Raw genomic sequence first — 18,743 nt, forward strand, 5'->3', positions numbered from 1 at the left:
CACGACCGGTGGGGAAACATCGGCGGGTCAGTCTCGAGTGGGCCTGCCCGGTCGGGTGAGAGGGGCCGTCACGGTCAGGACTCAGCGGGTCATTGTGCCAGACACGTCGGGATCGGTTCCAATCGGCGCGACCGACCCCCTCCCGAGCACGAGCACGCCCGCGGCGACGACCGCCGCCATCCCGGCCAGCTGCGAGAGGTGCAGCGTCTGGCCCAGCACCCACAGCCCCATCAGCGCCGCCGCGGCGGGCTCGAGGCTGAGCAGCACCCCGAAGACGCCTGCGGCGAGGCTGCGCAGCGCCACCAGCTCCAGGGAGTAGGGCAGCGCGGAGCTGAGCACCGCGACCCCGAGCGCCAGGCCGAGCACGCCGGGGTCCTGGAGGCCCGACGCCGGCGCGGCGAGGAAGTACGGCGCCGCCAGCACAGCGGCCACGCCCATCGACAGCGCGATCCCGTCGAGGCCCTCGAAGTGCGCACCGGCGCGCCCGCTCAGCAGGATGTACGCCGCCCAGCAGGCGCCTGCGGTCGCGGCGAGCCCGATGCCGACCAGGTCGAGGTCGGCGGGCGAGACCCGGAGCACCTCGCAGATGAGCACCACCCCGGCGACGGCCAGCCCCACCGCCGCGACGTCGCGCACGTGGCGCGAGGACAGGGCGGCGAGCAGCAGCGGCCCGGTGAACTCGATCGTCACCGCGACCCCGATCGGCAGCCGGTCCAGCGAGCCGTAGAACGCGGTGTTCATCGCCAGCAGCGCCAGTCCGAACGCGACGGCGGTGCCCCACTCCTGGCGGGTCCGGCCGGTCAGGCGTGGCCGCGCGATCGCCAGGAGGAGCGTCGCGGCGAACCACATCCGCAGCGCCACCGAGCCCAGCACCCCCACCTCGGGCAGCAGGGTCGCGGCGAACGCCCCACCCAGCTGGACCGACAGGACTCCCGCGACGACGAGGACGACCGCCCGGCGCTCGGCGGATGCGGAGGTCAACTCAGGCCACGACGCGGCCGCGCAGGACGACCTGCTTCGGCTTGAACAGCAGGTCGAGGTCGGCACGCGGGTCGGCGTCGTAGACCACCAGGTCGGCCGGCGCCCCCTCCTCCAGCGAGGGCCGACCGAGCCACGACCGGGCACGCCAGCTCGCTGCGCCCAGCGCGTAGTCGACCGGCATCCCCAGCCCGACCATCGCCACCACCTCGCCGGCCAGGTTGCCGTGCCGCGAGATCCCGCCGCCGTCGGAGCCGGCGTACATCGGGACACCCGCCTCGTACGCCGTCATCAGGGTCGAGCGGGTCCGCGCGTGCAGGTCGGTCATCGTCGAGGAGTACGCCGGGAACTTGGCGCGCCCCGCGGCGGCGTACTCCGGGAACTTGGCCAGCTGCATGACCGTCGGGACCAGGGCCGTCCCCTGCGCGACCATCTGGTCGACGAGGTCGACGCTGAGCCCCGTGCCGTGCTCGATGCAGTCGATGCCCGCGTCGAGCAGGCCCTGGAGCACGTCGCGGCCGAAGCAGTGCGCGGTCACCTTGGCGCCCTCGGCGTGGGCGGCGTCGATCGCGGCGGCGAACGCCTCGGCCGGGAACGACGGGACCAGGTCGCCCGCGTCGCGGGAGATCCAGTCGCCGACGAGCTTGACCCAGCCGTCACCGGCCCGGGCCTCCTGCGCGGCGTACTCCGCCAGCTGATCGGGCTCGACCTCGTGGGCGTAGTTGCGGATGTAGCGCTTGGTCCGCCCGATGTGGCGTCCGCAGCGGATCAGCCGAGGCAGGTCCTCGCGCTCGTGGATCCACCGGGTGTCGGCGGCCGACCCGGCGTCGCGGATGAGCAGCGCGCCCGCGTCGCGGTCGAGGACCGCCTGCTCCTCGGTCTCGGCGGGCCCGACCGGACCGTGCTCCTCGAGGCCGAGGTGGCAGTGGGCGTCGACCAGGCCGGGGACGATCCAGCCGTCGACGCGCTCCGCGCCGGCCTGCGGCTCGTAGGTGACGTGTCCGTCGACGACGTACAGGTCGCGCGTCTCGCCGTCGGGGAGGACAGGTCCGGAGAACCTCAGTGCGGGCGGTGTCGGCATGCTGCCGAACCTATCCTCGCCCGATGGAGCCGGACAGCGGGGTCGTGCGTCCCAGTGGCGTGCGCCGATCGTTCCTCGCCCTGCTCCTGGCCCTGCTGGCACTCACGCTCCTGCCCGCGGGCGGGCCCGCGAGCGCGTCGTGCGCCGGCCCGACGGTCCAGGTGCCGCCGGTGCTCGCCCCCGGCGCAAGAGCCCAGGTGAGGGGCGAGCGCTTCGTCGACGGGTGCCGCGACTCGATGAGCTGCCCGGCGTTCGGCTGCGGCGAGTGCGAGTACGACGACCCGCCGCCGGTCCCGACCCCCGACGTGACGCTGCGGCTGACCCAGCGGGGCCGCACCTGGGACCTCGGGGCCGCCGACGCCGACCGGCGCGGGAGGGTGAGGTGGACGTTCACGGTGCCCGACGACGTACGCCCCGGCCCGGCCCGGCTCAGCTGGGGCGACGAGCAGAGCGTGCCGGTGCGGGTCGGGCCTACTGCTGGTTGAGGTACTTCGCGACCTCGGGCGGCAGGTTGAAGTCGCTGGGGTCGAAGTCCTGCTCCTCGGTGGGCAGCCCGAACGGGTTGGCGACAGGCGCCTTGTCCGCGGCGGCCTGGGCATCCTGGGCGCGCTTGGCCGGGTTGCCGGACTTGCGGGCGCCCTTGCCCTTCTGCGGCTTCTTCTTCTGCTGCGCGCGCTTGCCGGCCCCGGGGATGCCCGGCATGCCCGGGATCCCGCCGCCGCCGGCGAGCGACTTCATCATCTTGCGCGCCTCGAAGAACCGCTCGACGAGGTTGTTGACCTCGGAGACGTGCACCCCCGAACCGCGCGCGATGCGGGCGCGCCGCGACCCGTCGATCATCTTCGGGTCGTTGCGCTCGGCCGGGGTCATCGAGCGGATGATCGCCTGCACGCGGTCGATCTCGCGCTCGTCGAAGTTGGCCAGCTGGTCGCGGAACTGCCCCATCCCGGGCAGCATCCCCATGATCTTGGTCAGCGAGCCCATCTTGCGCAGCTGGAGCATCTGCTCGAGGAAGTCGTCGAGGGTGAACTCCCCGCCCTGCCCGGTCAGCTTGGCCGCGGCCTTGGCGGCCTGCTCGGCGTCGAAGGCCTTCTCGGCCTGCTCGATCAGCGTGAGCACGTCACCCATGTCGAGGATGCGCGAAGCCATCCGGTCGGGGTGGAAGGTGTCGAAGTCGGTGAGCTTCTCGCCGGCGGAGGCGAACATGATCGGCCGGCCGGTGATCGAGCGGATCGACAGCGCGGCGCCACCGCGCGCGTCGCCGTCGAGCTTGGTCAGCACGACCCCGTCGAACCCGACGCCGTCGAGGAAGGCCTGCGCGGTGTTGACCGCGTCCTGGCCGATCATCGCGTCGACGACGAACAGCACCTCGTCGGGGTCGACCGCGTCACGGATGTCGGCGGCCTGCTGCATGAGGTCGGCGTCGACGCCGAGTCGACCGGCGGTGTCGACGATGACCACGTCGTGCAGGGTGCGGCGGGCCTCCTCGACGCCACCGCGGGCGACCGCGACCGGGTCGCCGACGCCGTTGCCCGGCTCGGGCGCCCACACCTTGACCCCGGCGCGCTCGCCGTTGACCTGGAGCTGGTTGACCGCGTTGGGCCGCTGGAGGTCGGCGGCGACCAGCAGCGGGCTGTTGCCCTGCTCCTTGAACCACAGCGCGAGCTTGGCGGCCAGGGTCGTCTTGCCGGCGCCCTGGAGGCCGGCGAGCATGATCACCGTCGGCGGCTGCTTGGCCATCCGCACGCGGCGGGTCTCGCCGCCGAGGATCGTCACGAGCTCCTCGTGGACGATCTTGACGACCTGCTGGGCCGGGTTGAGCGCCCCGCTCACCTCGGCGCCGCGTGCCCGCTCCTTGACCGCGGCGACGAACTGCTTGACCACCGGCAGGGCGACGTCGGCCTCGAGCAGCGCGATGCGGATCTCGCGCGCGGTGGCGTCGATGTCCGCCTCGGAGAGCCGGCCCTTGCCCCGGAGGTTCTTCAGGGACGCGGTGAGGCGGTCGGACAGGGTGGCGAACACGGGCAGTCAGTCCTCGAGAGGTCGGTACGGCGGGCGGGCGCCCCTGCGGGGCCGCCCGGTCAGGCGTCCAGGGTATCGGCGGGGCCGAGTGAGCGTCGTACCGCTTCCGCAGCGGCCCTCGCCGCCTCCGGCGAGAGCTGCCCGCCCGAGGCGTCCTGGAGGTAGAACACGTCGACGACCTGGGGGCCGACGCTGCCGACGTGCGCGGAGCGAACGGACAGGTCGAGCCCGGAGAGCGCGCGCAGGACGGCGTAGAGGGTGCCCGGACGGTCCGAGGCCCGGACCTCCATGACGGTCGAGTCCGCCGACGCGTCGGGCAGGAGCACCTCGGCCGGCAGGCCGGTGGCGTCGGCCAGCGCCCGGTCGGCGGCGGCCGGCGGCCCGCCGCCGTCCAGCGCGGCGGTCACCCGGCGGACCAGCCCGGCGGGGTCGGGCACCTCCCCCTCGAGCAGCCACTCCGAGCCGGCGTGGCCGTCCTGGGTCCACGCCCGCGCGGCGACCACCGGCGTGCGCGAGGCGAGGAACGTGCCGGCCAGGTCGGCCAGGATGCCGACCCGGTCGGGCTCACGGACCCGGACCACCAGGCCGACCGGGTCGGGCAGCACCTCGACCCGCTCCGCGCTCAGCTCGGGGTACGACGACGGGGCGGTCTGTGCCCGTCCCGCGAGGGCGTGGCGCGCGGACTCGGCCAGGTCGGCGACGAGCCCCGCGCGCCACCGGGTCCACGCCTTGGGGGCGGTCGCCCGGGCATCGGCCTCGGTGAGCACCTCGAGCAGGTCGAGCACGGTGGCCTCCTCGACCCGGGTGGCGACCTCCTCGGCCGTGGCCGGGTCGTCGAGGTCGCGGGTCGTGGCGACCCGGGCCAGCAGCAGGTGGTGGAGCACGAGGCGGCCCACCACCTCGACGTCGTCCTCGTCGAAGCCCCAGCGGCGCGCCACCGTCCGCGCGATCGGGGCACCGGCCTCGCTGTGCTCGACCGTGCCGCCCTTGCCGATGTCGTGCAGGAGGGCGCCGACCATGAGCAGGTCGGGCCGCGAGACGCGACGGATCAACCGGGAGGCCTCGACGCAGGTCTCGACCACGTGCCGGTCGACGGTGAACCGGTGGACCACGGAGGCGTGCGGCAGCAGCCGGATGCGCTCCCACTCGGGCAGGAAGAGGGCCAGCGCGTCGGTCTCGTCGAGGGTCTCCCAGACCGGCAGGAGGCCACGCCCGGAGGCGAGCAGCCGCACCAGGAGCGAGCGGGCCTCCGCGGGCCAGGGCTCGGCGACCGGGGCCGACTCGCGCACGAGGCGCGCGACCGAGGCCGGGGAGAACGGCAGGTCGCGCTCGGCCGCGACGACGGCCGCGCGCAGGAACAGCAGCGGGTCGCGCCGCGGGTCGGCGCCCTTGTCGAGCACGACCTCGCCGGCCGACACGGCCACCCCGGCGGCTGCCCGCTCGAGGGACGGGACGCGTCCGTGGGCGGCGCTGGGCGGGGGGTCGAGCACGCGGTCCACCCGTCGCCACGAGATCCGCGACAGGTGCGTGATGCGGCGCCCCAGCTGACGGACGTGTCGCTGCGCCGCGGCGGCGTCGGGCAGCCCGAGAGCCTCCGCGACGGCAGCCCACTGCTCGGGCACGACGCGGTCGACCGCACGCCCGGCGACCTCGTGCAGGACGTCGCGCACGTCGAGCAGCGCGAGCCGGCTGCGCTCGAGGTCGGCGTGCGGCACGTCGACCATCCACGTGGCGACCAGCGCCTTGAGCATCGTGGCGTCGCGCAGGCCGCCGGCCGACTCCTTGAGGTCGGGCACCGACGCGTGGGCCAGCTCGCCGCGCTGCTCCGCGCGACCGCGCGCGAGGTCGCGCAGCAGCGGCAGGTTGCGGCGCGCGTCGCGCCGCCAGGTCGACAGCACGCCGGCGCGGAGCCGCAGCGACACCGCGGTGTCGCCGGCGAGGTGGCGGGCGTCGAGCAGCCCCAGCGCGACGCGCAGGTCGTCGCGCGCCGCGGCGGTCACCTCGTCGAGCGCGCGGACGGCGTGGTCGATCTTCGTGCCCGAGTCCCAGAGGGGGTACCACAGCTCCTGCGCCAGCGACCCCACGTCGACGTCCTCGTCGTGCACCAGCACCAGGTCGAGGTCGGAGTACGGCGCCAGCTCGCTCCGCCCGTAGCCACCGACCGCGAGCAGTGCGACCCCGGGCAGCGGGTCGCTCTCGTCGCGCCCGGTCACCCCGTGCAGGGCGGCGGCACAGACCTGGTCGGCCTCGGCCGTGCGGGCCAGCCGGTCGGCGGCGGTCACCTCAGAGGGCGGCCTGGTCCTGGTCGCCGGTGCGGACCCGCACCAGGCGCTCGACCGGAGCGACCCACACCTTGCCGTCGCCGATCCGCCCGGTCTGGGCGGCGCCGATGACCGCGTCGACGACCGCGTCGGCGTCGGCGTCGTCCACCACGATCTCGATGCGGACCTTGGGGACCAGCGCGATGTCGTACTCCGCGCCGCGGTAGACCTCGGTGTGGCCCTTCTGGCGGCCGTAGCCCGAGACCTCGCTGACCGTCATCCCCCGGACGCCGATCGCCTCCAGGGCCGCACGGACGTCCTCCCACTTGTGCGGCTTGATCACCGCGGTCACGAGCTTCATCGTCGTCCCTCTCCCTGCTGTGGTCGGTCCGGTCGGTCGGCGGGCAGGCCCATCGCGGCGGCGGTGCCGCCGCTGACGCCCCCACTGTGCCCGAAGTGCGGCCTGCCGCCGCTGGCGACGTGCAGGTCGTAGGCGGTCTCGGCGTGGACCACGAGGTCGAGGCCGGTCATCTCGTGGTCCTCGTGGATCCGGAAGCCGACGGTGCGCTCGAGCCCCCACACGATCGCGGCGGTGGCGAGGAACGAGTAGGCCAGCGTCACGACCATCGCGACGAGCTGGCGGACCAGCTGGTCCGCGCCGCCGCCGTACAGCAGGCCGTCGACGCCGGACGGTGCAGCGGCGCTGGCGAGCAGCCCGATCGCGGCGGTGCCGACGAGCCCGCCGACGAGGTGGACGCCGACGACGTCGAGGGAGTCGTCGTAGCCGAAGTGGTACTTCAGCCCGACCGCCAGCGCGCACACGACGCCCGCGAGGGCCCCCACCACCATCGCGCCCAGCGGGGTGACCGCGCCGCACGACGGGGTGATCGCCACGAGGCCGGCGACGACCCCGGAGGCCCCGCCGAAGGACGTGGCGTGGCCGTCGCGCAGGCGCTCCACACCGAGCCAGGCGAGCATGCCCGTGCTGCCGGCCAGCAGCGTGTTGACGAAGACGACCGCCGCGGTGTTGCCGGCGGTCAGCGCGGACCCGGCGTTGAACCCGAACCAGCCGAACCACAGCAGGCCCGCGCCGAGCATGACCAGCGTCAGGTTGTGCGGCTTCATCGGGTCGCGCCCGAAGCCGATGCGCGGCCCGAGCACGAGCGCCGCGGCGAGACCCGCCGCACCGGAGTTGATCTCGACGGCGGTCCCGCCGGCGAAGTCGATGACCTTGAGGTCGTTGGCCATCCAGCCGCCCACGTGGCTCCCGGCGGAGAGGTCGAAGACCCAGTGCGCGACCGGGGCGTAGACCACGACCATCCAGACCGCGCAGAACACCAGCCAGGTGCCGAACCGCGCCCGGTCGGCGATCGCCCCGGCGATCAGGCCGACGGTGATGATCCCGAACAGCCCCTGGAAGACCGCGAAGAGCGTCACGGGCAGGTCGCCGGTGTCGCCGGTGGCGTCCGGCAGCATGCCGCGGAAGGCGAGGTACTGCGCCGGGTCACCCAGCAGCCCGCCGCCCAGGTCGTCGCCGAAGGCCAGGGAGTAGCCGACCAGCACCCACACGACGGCGCCGACGGCCAGGGCCCCGAAGACCATCATGATCATGTTGAGCACGCTCTTGGAGCGGACCATGCCGCCGTAGAACAGCGCCAGGCCGGGCGCCATGAGCAGCACCAGGGCCGAGGCGGCCAGCAGCCACGCGGTGTCGCCGGTGTTGACGGGGGTGGTCACGAGCGGTGTCACGGGGGCTCACCCTGCTGGGCGATTGTTTCCTCCGCCGTCACGTCGTGTTACGGCCAGGTGAACCGGCCTCACCCCCCGAGCCGGGTGCGGGCTCGGGGGGCGAGGTTCCACGCTGGGCGACCCCGGCGTCGGAGCGAGACCGGTCCTAGACCGCCGCTTCGTCCCTGTCGCCGGTGCGGACCCGGACGATGGTCTCGACCGGGGCCACCCAGACCTTGCCGTCGCCGATCCGGCCGGTCGCGGCGGCCTTCACGACGATGCCCACCACGTCCTCGACGTCGGTGTCGTCCACGACGATCTCCACGCGGACCTTGGGGACCAGCGCGATGTCGTACTCCGCACCGCGGTAGACCTCCGTGTGGCCCTTCTGCCGGCCGTAGCCGGAGACCTCGCTCACGGTCATGCCGGTCACGCCGAAGGCCTCGAGGGCGGCGCGGACGTCCTCCCACTTGTGCGGCTTGATCACCGCGGTCACGAGCTTCATGCGAGGGCCCCTTCCTGGGCCTTGGCGCCGAGGACGCCGCTGCCGATCCCGCTGTTGCCGGCCAGGGTGCCGCCGCCACGGTTGACCAGGTCGTAGGCCGCCTCGCCGTGCTCGGCGAAGTCGATGCCCTCGACCTCCTCCTCCTCGGCGATCCGCCAGCCCATCGTGAGCTTGATCGCGAAGCCGAGGACCGCGGTCACGACGCCCGACCAGACGATGGCCACCAGCGCGCCGAGCACCTGGTCGCCCAGCGAGCCGAACCCGCCGCCGTAGACGAGCCCGTCGACGCCTCCGGCGCCGTCGGAGGTGGAGAACAGGCCGATCAGGACCGTGCCCACGATGCCGCCGACGAGGTGGACGCCCACGACGTCGAGGGAGTCGTCGAGGCCGAGCCTGAACTTGAGGCCGACCGCCCAGGCGCAGACACCGCCGGCGATCGCGCCGATCGCGATGGCGCCCATCGGGTCGACCGCGCCGCAGGCCGGGGTGATCGCGACCAGGCCGGCCACGACGCCGGAGGCTGCACCGAGCGAGGTGGCCTTGCCGTGCAGCAGGCGCTCGACGAGCAGCCAGCCGAGCATCGCGGCCATCGTCGCGACAGTGGTGTTGAGAAACGTGCGACCGGTCTCGGAGTAGAACTGCGCGGTGTTGGCCGCCGCGCCGGAGGCGGTGCTCCAGTCGTCACCGAAGACGATCGAGCCGACGTTGAAGCCGTACCAGCCGACCCAGAGCAGACCCGCGCCGAGCATGGTGAGGGTCAGGTTGTGGGGACGCATGGGGTTCTGCGGCCAGCCGACCCGCTTGCCGATGATCATCGCCAGCACCAGCCCGGCCACACCGGCGTTGATGTGCACCGCCGTGCCGCCGGCGTAGTCCTGGGCGCCGATCCTGGAGCAGATCAGGGCGGCGTCGGTGCAGCTGAACACCATGTGCGCCAACGGGAAGTAGCTGAAGGTCACCCACAGCGGGAGGAAGACCACCCACGCGGAGAACTTCACCCGGTCGGCGATGGCGCCGCTGATCAGGGCCGCGGTGATCACCGCGAACGTGAGCTGGAACATCACGCCGACGTAGCCGTCGGGGGCCACGTCCTTGAGGCCGAACAACGTGAACGGGTCGGCGAAGAACGTGCCGTCGCCGCCGAAGGACATCGACCAGCCCCACAGCACGTAGACGATGCCGACGACGCCCATCGCGACGAACGACATCATCATCATGTTGAGCACGGACTTCGATCGGGTCATGCCGCCGTAGAACAGGGCCAGCGCGGGCGTGGTCATCATGAGGACCAGCAACGTGGCCACGATCATGAACGCGTAGTAGCCGTCCACGAAACCTCCAAGTCATCGTCGCCGGGCCACAGGGCCGACCCGGCCGGAACGCGTCCAGCGTCGGCCACGCAGGTTTCGACGGCGGGCGGCTCGTGTTGCGGTGGCGTGACGAATCGGTGGGTCGTGTTTCGGCGGCGTGAACGCCCCCTACCGACGTACGACGGCCCTCACCGCAGCGCGGTGAGGGCCGTGGGCCGGTGATCGAGCCCGGTCGAGATCGGTCGAGATCAGTCGAGATCAGTCGAGATCAGTCGCCGAGCAGCGCGTCGACGAACGTGCCGGGGTCGAAGGGGGCGAGGTCGTCGGGACCCTCGCCGAGCCCGACGAGCTTGACCGGGACGCCGAGCTCGCGCTGGACCGCCACGACGATGCCGCCCTTGGCGGACCCGTCGAGCTTGGTCAGGACGATGCCGGTGACGTCGACGACCTCGGAGAACACGCGTGCCTGGATCATGCCGTTCTGGCCGGTCGTGGCGTCGAGGACGAGCAGCACCTCGGTGACCGGTGCCTGCTTCTCGACCACGCGCTTGACCTTGCCGAGCTCGTCCATGAGCCCGGCCTTGTTCTGCAGGCGGCCGGCGGTGTCGACGATGACCGCGTCGACCTCCTGCTCCATGCCGGTGCGCACCGCCTCGAACGCGACGCTCGCGGGGTCGCCGCCCTCGGGCCCGACGACGGTGTCGACGCCGACCCGCTCGCCCCACGTGGTGAGCTGGGCGGCAGCCGCGGCGCGAAAGGTGTCGGCCGCACCGAGCACGACCGAGCGGTCCTCGGCCACGAGGATGCGGGCGAGCTTGCCGACGGTGGTGGTCTTGCCGGTGCCGTTGACCCCGACCATGAGGACGACGGCCGGGCGGCCCTCCTGGCGGCTCACCGAGAGGCGGCGGTCCATGGTCGGGTCGACCAGCGCGAGCAGCTCCTCGCGCAGCACCTCGCGCACGGGGGCGGAGTCGGCCCCCTCGACCCGTAGCCGGGTGCGCAGGCGCTCGACCAGCTCCTGGGTCGGGCCCACCCCGATGTCGGCGGTGATGAGGAGGTCCTCGATCTCCTCCCAGGTGTCCTCGTCGATCTTGTCGCGGGACAGCAGCGCGAGGAGGCCGCGGCCCAGGACGCCCTGGGAGCGCGCGAGCCGCTGGCGCAGCCGGACCAGGCGACCGGCGGCCGACTCCGGCCGCTCGAGCGTGGGGGCCGGTGGCGCGGGAGGCGCCCCGAGGGTCTCGGCGGGGGCGGTCGGCGCCTCGGGCGCCGGCCTCGGCGGCGCGAGGACGTCGGTGCCGCCGCGCCGCTCGTCGAGCTCGGCACGTCCTCGCCGGGCACCCGTGGTGACGAGGCCGGCGACGACGACGATCGCCACGACGGCGATCGCGATGATCAGGGAGAGCAGTTCCACGGCGGCGATTCAACCACCCGGCCGGTCACCCGACCCAACTGGTCGGAGGCGTCAGTCGTTGCCGCGGGCGCCGTGCGAGCCGACCGGCTCGACGGTGGGGAGGGAGTCGACGAACCTGGCGAGGGCGTCTCCGGCGGCCGGGACCACCGGGAGGTCGACGCCGCGCCGCGGGAACGCGACGTAGGCCGCCACGACGCCGGCGGCGAGCAGGCAGAAGACCATGAAGAGCACGATGAACAGCAAGGGGTTCCCCGATCGGTGCGCGGTCAGGACCTCTCCACCCTGCCACAGGTGTGGGTCCGCTCCGACCTGACGTACCCACCCGTCACACCCGTCACACACGCCCCTGCGGGCAGGTCCTCAGCGGCAGCCGGCACCCGTGACGTCCCCGTCGGCGTAGCGACGCCCCGCCTGGCGGAACGAGTACGCCGAGCAGAACTGGTAGCTCATCAGCTCGTGCGTGCGCAGCGAGACCGGCGCCCACCGCCCGCCGCCGACCGGCTCGAGGTAGCGCAGCCGCGTCGCCAGGAGGGTCGAGCGGGTGTCGCGGTGCTTGAGGTAGTGGTCGAGCCAGCCCTGGACGTACCTGCTGGTCAGGTCCTGGCCGTAGCGGCTGGCGGGCAGCGCGAGCGGGATGTCGGTGTAGTCGAGGTGGGTCGAGGCCCGCGGGACGACGAGCATCGTGTCGACGCCGGCCCTTCGCCACGGCTCGAAGCCCGTGCGGCGCTCCCGGCGCGGGTCGGGCCCGTCGGGTGACGGCTCGGGGTTGAGCGACGAGCCGCCCGCCAGGAACCAGGGCGCGACGGTGAAGCCGTACTCCGACTGGACGGCGAGACCGGGCACGACCGGCTCGGCGCCGGTCGCGAGCGCACCGGCTCCCTGGCTGCCACTGAGCTTGTCCAGGCCGACGACGGCGGCGACCCGCTTGTCGTCCTCCTGGACGATCGAAACCGCCGCGGCGCCGAGCGAGTGCCCGATGATCGCGATCCTGCTGGTCCTGCCCGGGGTGAACGGACGCCGGTCGGCGCTGCGGTCGAAGGACCGCCAGTAGGGGTTGAAGTCGTCCACCTGCGCGTCGGCCTTGTTCGGGTTGGCATAGTGCCGGCTCGGGGTGCTGGTGAAGAAGCTCAGCGCGTTGCGGGTGCCGATGGTGAAGTTGGCCAGCTGCTGGGCGGGCACGCCCGGGCAGCCGGACATCTCCCCGCTCTGCGGGTCGGCGAACGGGTTGCAGAACGGCACGGCGTCGGTCGGGCCGCCGTCCTCGTGCGGGAAGGTCTCCCCCGCCCCCTGGCCCTGCACGTCGTAGGTCAGGACGACGTAGCCGCGCTCGGCGAGGTCCTGGGCGAGCCAGCGGTACATCCCCTCGCTGCCCTGCACGGACCCGGTCGTGATGACGACACCTGGGAACGGGCCCGTGAGCGCGCGACCGGTGTAGGGGTCGACCGCCCCCGGCAACGGCTTGTAGACGGTGCCGTGCAGCAGCGCGCCGTAGCGGTTGGTGAAGGAGACCCGGCGCGACCGCCCGCGGGTGCCGTTCCAGCCTGCGCGCAGCGGGTTGCCGACGTTCCAGCCCGGGAAGACGACGCCGGGGGTGATCGCGGGCCGGCCCGGCTGGGCGGCCTGCTCGAGCAGCAGCGAGAGCGACTCCTGCGGGACCTGGGTGGCCAGCGCAGGGAGGTACGCCGGGTTGCGCAGCTGGCCGTTGGGCCCGGTCTGGCGTCCGTAGGCGTCGGCGATGTTCTGGGCGTCGCGCGCCTGGTAGTCCGGCGACCCGGGCTCGGGGCCGCTGGCCAGCGCGGGCGACGGCAGGGCGGCCGCAGCGGTCGTGAGCGCGGTCAGGGCGCCGGCGAGCAGGGTGGCGGTGCGTCGTCGCATGCGGGACCAACGAGCCACCCGGCAGAAGGTGACTGAAGCTCAGGTGCGGACGAGCGGCTCCACCGCGGCCCGGATCGCGTCCGGCACCGGCACGACCGGCCGCGGGGCGGGGACCGTGTTGTCGACGTAGACGTGCACGAAGCGCCCCTCGGCGCGCGCCTGGTCGCCGTCGCACTGGAACAGTCCGATCCGGTAGACGACCGACGAGCGCCCCAGCCGCTCGACGGCCAGCCCCAACTCGACCGGCTCGGGGAAGCCCATCTCCTCGAAGTAGCGGCACGACACCTCGGCCACGATGCCGATCGCGGGCAGCCCGCGGATGTCGCCGCGGGTCGCCTCGATCAGGTGGGCGTTGACCGCGGTGTCGATCAGCTCGAAGTAGGTGGCGTTGTTCATGTGGCCGTAGACGTCGTCGTCGGCCCACCGGGTCGTGGCCGTGCGCCACGCGGTGTAGTCGGCCCGGGTGGGCCGCGGCTCCCGCTCGCTCATGCGGTGGCCGGCTCGTCCTCGCGCAGCCGCTGGCTGATCACCGTGGTGACGCCGTCGCCGCGCATGGTCACGCCGTAGAGCGCGTCGCCGATCTCCATCGTGCGCTTCTGGTGGGTGATCACCAGCAGCTGGGAGGAGTCGCGCAGCTCGGCGTAGATGTCGAGCAGGCGCCCGAGGTTGGTGTCGTCGAGCGCCGCCTCGACCTCGTCGAGGATGTAGAACGGCGACGGGCGGGCCTTGAACAGCGAGACCAGGAACGCGACCGCGACCAGCGAGCGCTCACCGCCGGAGAGCAGCGAGAGCCGCTTGACCTTCTTGCCGGGCGGGCGGGCCTCGACCTCGATGCCGGTGGTGAGCATGTCGCTGGGGTCGGTGAGCACCAGGCGCCCCTCACCGCCGGGGAACAGCCGCTTGAACACGTGGTCGAAGGCCGTGCGCACGTCCTCCCACGCCTCGGTGAAGACCTCCTCGACCCGCTGGTCCACCTCGCGCACGATGTCGAGCAGGTCGCGACGGGTCTTGCGGAGGTCCTCCAGCTGCTCGGTGAGGAACTTGTGCCGCTCCTCCATCGCGGTGAACTCCTCCAGCGCGAGCGGGTTGACCTTGCCCAGCTGGGCCAGGGCCCGCTCGGCGGTGCGCAGGCGCTTCTGCTGCTCCTCGCGCACGAACGGGATGCTCTCCCCCTCGATGGCCTCGCCGTCGTCGCCGACGACCAGCACCGGCACCTGGTTGTGGGGGCCGTAGTCGGCGACCAGGTTGTCGGGGTCGAGCCCCAGCTCCTCCAGCGCCCGCTCGGTGAGCTGCTCGATGCGCATCTGCTGCTGGGCGCGCGCCATCTCGTCGCGGTGGGCGGTGCTGACCAGCTCGTCGTGGCGGCGGGCCAGGTCGCGCAGCTGGGCACGCACCTCGAGCAGCTCCTGCTCGCGGCCGCGCCGGCTGGCCTCGACGGCAGTCCGCCGCTCGGCGGCCAGCGCCAGGGAGCGCTCGAGCAGGGCCGCGACCCGCTCGCAGGCGGACGCGACGGCGCGCGCGGTCTCGCCCTCCCGGCGTACGCGCTCGCGGTGGGCCAGGGCACGCGCGCGGGCGTCGCGCTCCTGCTGGGCGCTGCGGAGCAGGGCGTCGGCGCGGCCGGCCAGCGCCCGCGCCCGCTCCTCGGCGGTGCGCAGGGACAGCCGGGCCTCGGTCTCCGCAGCGCGCGCGGCGCGGGCGGCGTCGGCCAGCCGCTCGAGCACCGAGGCGTCGGGCTCCTCCTCGGCCCCGGCCTCCGCGGCGGCCAGGCGCTGCTCGAGCTCGCCGAGCTGGGCCTGGTCGGCCTCGCGGGTGGTGCGCACCTCGGCCATCGCGCGCTCGGCCCGCTCGGCCTCGGCGCGGGCCGCCCGCACCGTGCTGCCGTGCTGGGCCAGCTCCTCGGCGATGGCGGCCAGGTGGGCGTCGGACTCGTGCAGCTGGGCCAGCGCGACCTCGACCCGCTGCGCGGCGTCGTGGCGCTCCTGCTCCAGCCGGTTGAGGTCGAAGGCGAGCCGCTGGGCGGCGTGGGTGACCTCGGTGATGCGCTCGGTCGCCTCGTCGACGGCGGCCTGCACCTCGAGCAGGCTGGGCGCCGAGGCCGAGCCGCCGGCCGCGAAGTGGGCGCCGAGCACGTCGCCCTCACGGGTCACGCAGGTGAGCTCGGGCAGGTCGCGCACCACGGACCGGGCGGTCTCCAGGTCGTCGACCACCGCGACCCGCGCGAGCAGGCGGACCAGCGCGGGCCGGGCGTGGTCGGGGCACTCCACCACGTCGACGGCGTACGACGCGTGGCCGGGCAGGTCGGGCCAGGTGGCGGACTCCACCGGGGCACCGCCGAGCAGGATGCCGGCGCGGCCCAGGTCGTCGGCGCGCAGGCGGCCGATCGCCTCGACCGCGGCGTCGACGCCGTCCATGACCACCGCGTCGGCGGCCGAGCCGAGCGCGGCGGCGACCGCGGTCTCGTAGCCGGGGCGCACCGTGACCAGCGCGGCGACCGACCCGAGCAGGCCGGAGACGGGCTCGGTGGCCGCGAGCAGGGCGCCGCTGCCGTCCTTGCGGTTGAGGCCCAGCTCGAGGGCCTCGCGGCGTGCGGCCAGGGCGGCGCGCTCACGATCGGCGGCGTGGGCCTCCTCGCGCATCTTGACCAGCCGGGACTCGACGTCCTCCAGCGTGGTGGCCGCGACCTCGTGCTCGGTGTCGAGGCCCCGCTCGCCCGCGTCGAGGCCGGCGATCTGGGTCTCGAGCGCGGTGAAGTCGCGCTGGGCGCGCTCGGCGCGGCTGAGCGCCTCGCGGCGGGTCACCTCGAGCCGCCCGAGCTCGTCGTCGGCGCCGGCCAGGCGGCTGCGCTTGGCGTTGACCTGCCCCTGGAGGCGGGCCAGGCCCTCACGGCGGTCGGCCGCCGCGCGGTGGAGGGCCGCGACCCGGCGCTCCTCGTCGGCGTGCTCCTGCTCGGCCTGCTGACGGGCCTGCAGGGCGGCGTCGAGCGCGTCGCGGAAGCCCGCGACCTCGGCGTCGATGCGCTGCTCCTGCTCACGGACCCGCTCGGCCTCGGCGACCAGCGCGTCGGGGTCGCGGCCGGCGGGCACCTCGGGCTCGGTCTGGGCGTTGCGCACGCGCTCGGCGGCCAGCGAGGCCGTGCCGGCGATGCGGTCGCGCAGTCCGGCGAGGGCGAACCAGGTCTCCTGGGCCGCCGCCAGCGCGGGGAGGTCCTCGCGCAGCGCGGCCTCGAGGGCCGACTCGGCGGCGCGCGCCTCGGCCAGGGCGGCCTCGACGGCCTGCTGCTGCTCGAGCAGCAGGGTCTCGTCGGCCAGCTCGGCCTCGAGGGTGGTGCGGATCGTGACGAGGTCGTCGGCCAGGAGCCGGGCGCGGGCGTCGCGGACGTCGGCCTGGACGACGGCTGCCTTGCGGGCGACCTCGGCCTGGCGGCCCAGCGGCTTGAGCTGGCGGCGGATCTCGGTGAGCAGGTCGGCGAGCCGGTTGAGGTTGCCCTCGGTCGACTCGAGCTTGCGCAGCGCCTTCTCCTTGCGCTTGCGGTGCTTGAGGACGCCGGCGGCCTCCTCGACGAACCCGCGGCGGTCCTCCGGGGTGGCGCGCAGGATCGAGTCGAGCTGGCCCTGCCCGACGATGACGTGCATCTCGCGACCGATGCCGGAGTCGGAGAGCAGCTCCTGGACGTCGAGCAGGCGGCAGGACTGGCCGTTGATGGCGTACTCCGAGCCGCCGTTGCGGAACATCGTGCGGCTGATCGTGACCTCGGAGTAGTCGATCGGCAGCGCACCGTCGGAGTTGTCGATGGTCAGGGCCACCTCGGCGCGGCCGAGGGGCGCGCGACCGGCGGTGCCGGCGAAGATGACGTCCTCCATCTTGCCGCCGCGCAGCGACTTGGCGCCCTGCTCGCCCATCACCCAGGCGAGGGCGTCGACCACGTTGGACTTGCCGGAGCCGTTGGGCCCCACGATGCAGGTGATGCCGGGCTCGAGCTGCAGGGTCGTCGACGAGGCGAACGACTTGAACCCCTTGAGGGTGAGGCTCTTCAGATACACGCGGGCTCCCTCGCCGTGTCGGCCGGTCCTGACTCGTGCGGCGTGCTCGTCGGGGAAGCCAGCACGTCGGCGCGGCCACCCTAACCAATCCGGGACGACGTACGACGGCAGCACGCCGCGGGGCCGCACGCGACCGCAGGTCGTCCGCAGAGGTCCGCCTGCCGGGCGCACAGGTGTGAGCCCCCGTCCCCTGGGGGTCAGACGGGGGCTCACGGGCATCCCGCTGCCCGCTGCGACCCGTCGTGGGGACGGGCGGCGGCGGCGGGAGCCGTCCGGGTCAGACCGGCTGCATGTCCTCCACGGTCGCGCCCTGAGCGGGCACGAGCAGCTCGGAGGGGTCGAGCCGATCCGTCAGCAGGTCGTTCTCGTGCTGCAGGCGGCGGACCAGCGACTGCAGGTCGGCCAGCTGCTGACGCAGGGCGCGGTTCTCGGCGGCGAACCGAGCGGCCTCACGAGGGTCGTACTGGGAGGAGACGTAGCCGAGCAGGGCCTTGGCCATGGGTGATGGGTCCTTCGGTGTTCGGGGCGCACGCCGTGCGGCGGCGCCGGTCAGGAGATCCTCTGCGTGGTCTGGGAACGGGTCATCCTGATCGTCAAGAGTGACACGACACCGTCCGGTCGGTCAACGCTGGGCGGGGCTGGTCGTGACCACCTTGCGGCGGGCCCGGGGCACCGGTTGGCAGCGGGGACAGAAGTACGACGAACGGTTCATGAACGACACGCGCCGGATGGGTGTGCCGCACCGGCCGCAGGGCAGTCCCTCCTGCCCGTAGGCCGACAGCGAGCGGTCGAAGTAGCCGCTCTCGCCGTTGACGTTGACGTAGAGCGCGTCGAACGACGTGCCGCCCTGGCGCAGCGCCGCCGACATCACCGCGCGCACCTCGGAGAGGATGCGGCGCACCTGCGCCGAGGTGAGCCGGTCACCGGACCGCTCCCCGTTGATCCCGGCGGCCCAGAGGGCCTCGTCGGCGTAGATGTTGCCGACCCCGGAGACCACCTTCTGGTCCAGCAGGACCCGCTTGACCGCGGAGCGGCGTCGGCGTACGTCGGCGATGAAGCGCCGGTCGTCGAAGGCGTCGTCGAGCGGGTCGAGCGCGATGTGCGCGATCTCGGGGGGCACGTCGGCGCCGCCGGTGGAGATCGACAGCCCGCCGAACATGCGCTGGTCCACGAAGCGCAGCTCGGTCTCCGGGCCGGGCTCCCCCGCGGGGGTGAGCCCGAGACGGACCCGCAGGTGGCGCTCGTCGGCGGCGTCGGTCGGCTGGACCAGCATCTGCCCGCTCATGCCGAGGTGGGCCATGAGGGCGTCACCGCTGTCCAGCGGCAGCCAGAGGAACTTGCCGCGGCGACGGGCCCCGGTCACCTGCCGGCCGACGAGCAGGTCACGGAACGACTCCGCGCCGGCGACGTGGCGGCGTACGGGACGGGGGTGGAGGACGTCGACCGCGGTGACGCTGCGGCCGACGACATGACGCTCGAGGCCGCGTCGTACGACCTCGACCTCGGGAAGCTCGGGCATCGACGGGGCTCGG

General features: G+C 73.7%; 15 protein-coding genes and 1 pseudogene. 1 reads left to right on the plus strand and 15 read right to left on the minus strand.

The features are described from left to right. Positions 1-81: 81 nt before the first annotated feature. Together J2S63_RS05105 and J2S63_RS05110 are read right to left on the minus strand one after the other, a co-directional pair. Complete coding sequence (locus J2S63_RS05105) at positions 82-981, minus strand: EamA family transporter (protein WP_310299456.1); 900 nt, start codon at positions 979-981, stop codon at positions 82-84. Position 982: 1 nt separating this feature from the next. Then, positions 983-2,073: pseudogene (locus J2S63_RS05110) on the minus strand (amidohydrolase family protein). A gap of 9 nt (positions 2,074-2,082) precedes the next feature. Here J2S63_RS05110 and J2S63_RS05115 point away from each other — a divergent pair. Then, positions 2,083-2,544: a hypothetical protein gene (locus J2S63_RS05115; protein ID WP_310299460.1), complete on the plus strand. Its 462-nt coding sequence runs from the start codon at positions 2,083-2,085 to the stop codon at positions 2,542-2,544. On the opposite strand, the gene ffh is transcribed toward J2S63_RS05115, so the two are convergent. The 13 genes from ffh to mutM all read right to left on the minus strand — a co-directional run bounded on the left by ffh (position 2,531) and on the right by mutM (position 18,730). Continuing rightward, on the minus strand, positions 2,531-4,081 hold the full coding sequence (ffh, locus tag J2S63_RS05120; RefSeq protein WP_310299462.1) for a signal recognition particle protein: 1,551 nt from the start codon (positions 4,079-4,081) through the stop codon (positions 2,531-2,533). The genes J2S63_RS05115 and ffh overlap by 14 nt on opposite strands. A gap of 59 nt (positions 4,082-4,140) precedes the next feature. After that, complete coding sequence (locus tag J2S63_RS05125; protein WP_310299464.1) at positions 4,141-6,363, minus strand: [protein-PII] uridylyltransferase; 2,223 nt, start codon at positions 6,361-6,363, stop codon at positions 4,141-4,143. A gap of 1 nt (position 6,364) precedes the next feature. Beyond that, positions 6,365-6,703, minus strand: a complete 339-nt coding sequence (locus J2S63_RS05130; protein ID WP_310299466.1) for a P-II family nitrogen regulator — start codon at positions 6,701-6,703, stop codon at positions 6,365-6,367. Further along, positions 6,700-8,091, minus strand: a complete 1,392-nt coding sequence (locus J2S63_RS05135) for an ammonium transporter (protein WP_310299468.1) — start codon at positions 8,089-8,091, stop codon at positions 6,700-6,702. Before J2S63_RS05135 ends, J2S63_RS05130 begins: the two co-directional genes overlap by 4 nt. A 145-nt stretch (positions 8,092-8,236) precedes the next feature. After that, on the minus strand, positions 8,237-8,575 hold the full coding sequence (locus J2S63_RS05140; protein WP_310299469.1) for a P-II family nitrogen regulator: 339 nt from the start codon (positions 8,573-8,575) through the stop codon (positions 8,237-8,239). Next, entirely contained in the window at positions 8,572-9,906 is a 1,335-nt protein-coding gene (locus J2S63_RS05145; protein WP_310299471.1) for an ammonium transporter, read from the minus strand. Before J2S63_RS05145 ends, J2S63_RS05140 begins: the two co-directional genes overlap by 4 nt. Positions 9,907-10,153: 247 nt before the next feature. After that, the gene (gene ftsY / locus J2S63_RS05150; RefSeq protein WP_310306595.1) at positions 10,154-11,305 is read right to left on the minus strand and encodes a signal recognition particle-docking protein FtsY; all 1,152 of its coding nucleotides are present in this window, start codon (positions 11,303-11,305) and stop codon (positions 10,154-10,156) included. Between the two features lie 42 nt (positions 11,306-11,347). After that, entirely contained in the window at positions 11,348-11,539 is a 192-nt protein-coding gene (locus J2S63_RS05155) for a hypothetical protein (RefSeq protein WP_310299473.1), read from the minus strand. Positions 11,540-11,656: 117 nt separating this feature from the next. Continuing rightward, positions 11,657-13,189: an alpha/beta hydrolase family protein gene (locus tag J2S63_RS05160; protein ID WP_310299475.1), complete on the minus strand. Its 1,533-nt coding sequence runs from the start codon at positions 13,187-13,189 to the stop codon at positions 11,657-11,659. A 21-nt stretch (positions 13,190-13,210) separates the two neighbouring features. Next, complete coding sequence (locus J2S63_RS05165; protein WP_310299477.1) at positions 13,211-13,660, minus strand: acyl-CoA thioesterase; 450 nt, start codon at positions 13,658-13,660, stop codon at positions 13,211-13,213. Continuing rightward, positions 13,657-17,211, minus strand: coding sequence for a chromosome segregation protein SMC (gene smc / locus J2S63_RS05170; RefSeq protein ID WP_310299478.1), 3,555 nt, complete (start codon positions 17,209-17,211; stop codon positions 13,657-13,659). The genes J2S63_RS05165 and smc overlap by 4 nt, the downstream gene beginning before the upstream one ends. Positions 17,212-17,488: 277 nt before the next feature. Continuing rightward, on the minus strand, positions 17,489-17,710 hold the full coding sequence (locus J2S63_RS05175; RefSeq protein WP_310299480.1) for a hypothetical protein: 222 nt from the start codon (positions 17,708-17,710) through the stop codon (positions 17,489-17,491). A 123-nt stretch (positions 17,711-17,833) separates the two neighbouring features. Continuing rightward, the gene (gene mutM / locus J2S63_RS05180) at positions 17,834-18,730 is read right to left on the minus strand and encodes a bifunctional DNA-formamidopyrimidine glycosylase/DNA-(apurinic or apyrimidinic site) lyase (protein WP_310299482.1); all 897 of its coding nucleotides are present in this window, start codon (positions 18,728-18,730) and stop codon (positions 17,834-17,836) included. Positions 18,731-18,743: the final 13 nt, after the last annotated feature.

Origin of the sequence: Nocardioides marmoribigeumensis, from assembly GCF_031458325.1 — a bacterium.
GTDB classification, from domain to species: Bacteria; Actinomycetota; Actinomycetes; order Propionibacteriales; family Nocardioidaceae; genus Marmoricola_A; species Marmoricola_A marmoribigeumensis.

Coding starts and splice junctions, on each gene's coding strand:
- J2S63_RS05115 (WP_310299460.1), top strand. CDS start 2,083: ATGGAGCCGGACAGCGGGGTCGTGCGTCCCAGTGGCGTGCGCCGATCG.
- J2S63_RS05130 (WP_310299466.1), bottom strand. CDS start 6,703: ATGAAGCTCGTGACCGCGGTGATCAAGCCGCACAAGTGGGAGGACGTC.
- J2S63_RS05140 (WP_310299469.1), bottom strand. CDS start 8,575: ATGAAGCTCGTGACCGCGGTGATCAAGCCGCACAAGTGGGAGGACGTC.
- J2S63_RS05165 (WP_310299477.1), bottom strand. CDS start 13,660: ATGAGCGAGCGGGAGCCGCGGCCCACCCGGGCCGACTACACCGCGTGG.
- J2S63_RS05175 (WP_310299480.1), bottom strand. CDS start 17,710: ATGGCCAAGGCCCTGCTCGGCTACGTCTCCTCCCAGTACGACCCTCGT.
- mutM (WP_310299482.1), bottom strand. CDS start 18,730: ATGCCCGAGCTTCCCGAGGTCGAGGTCGTACGACGCGGCCTCGAGCGT.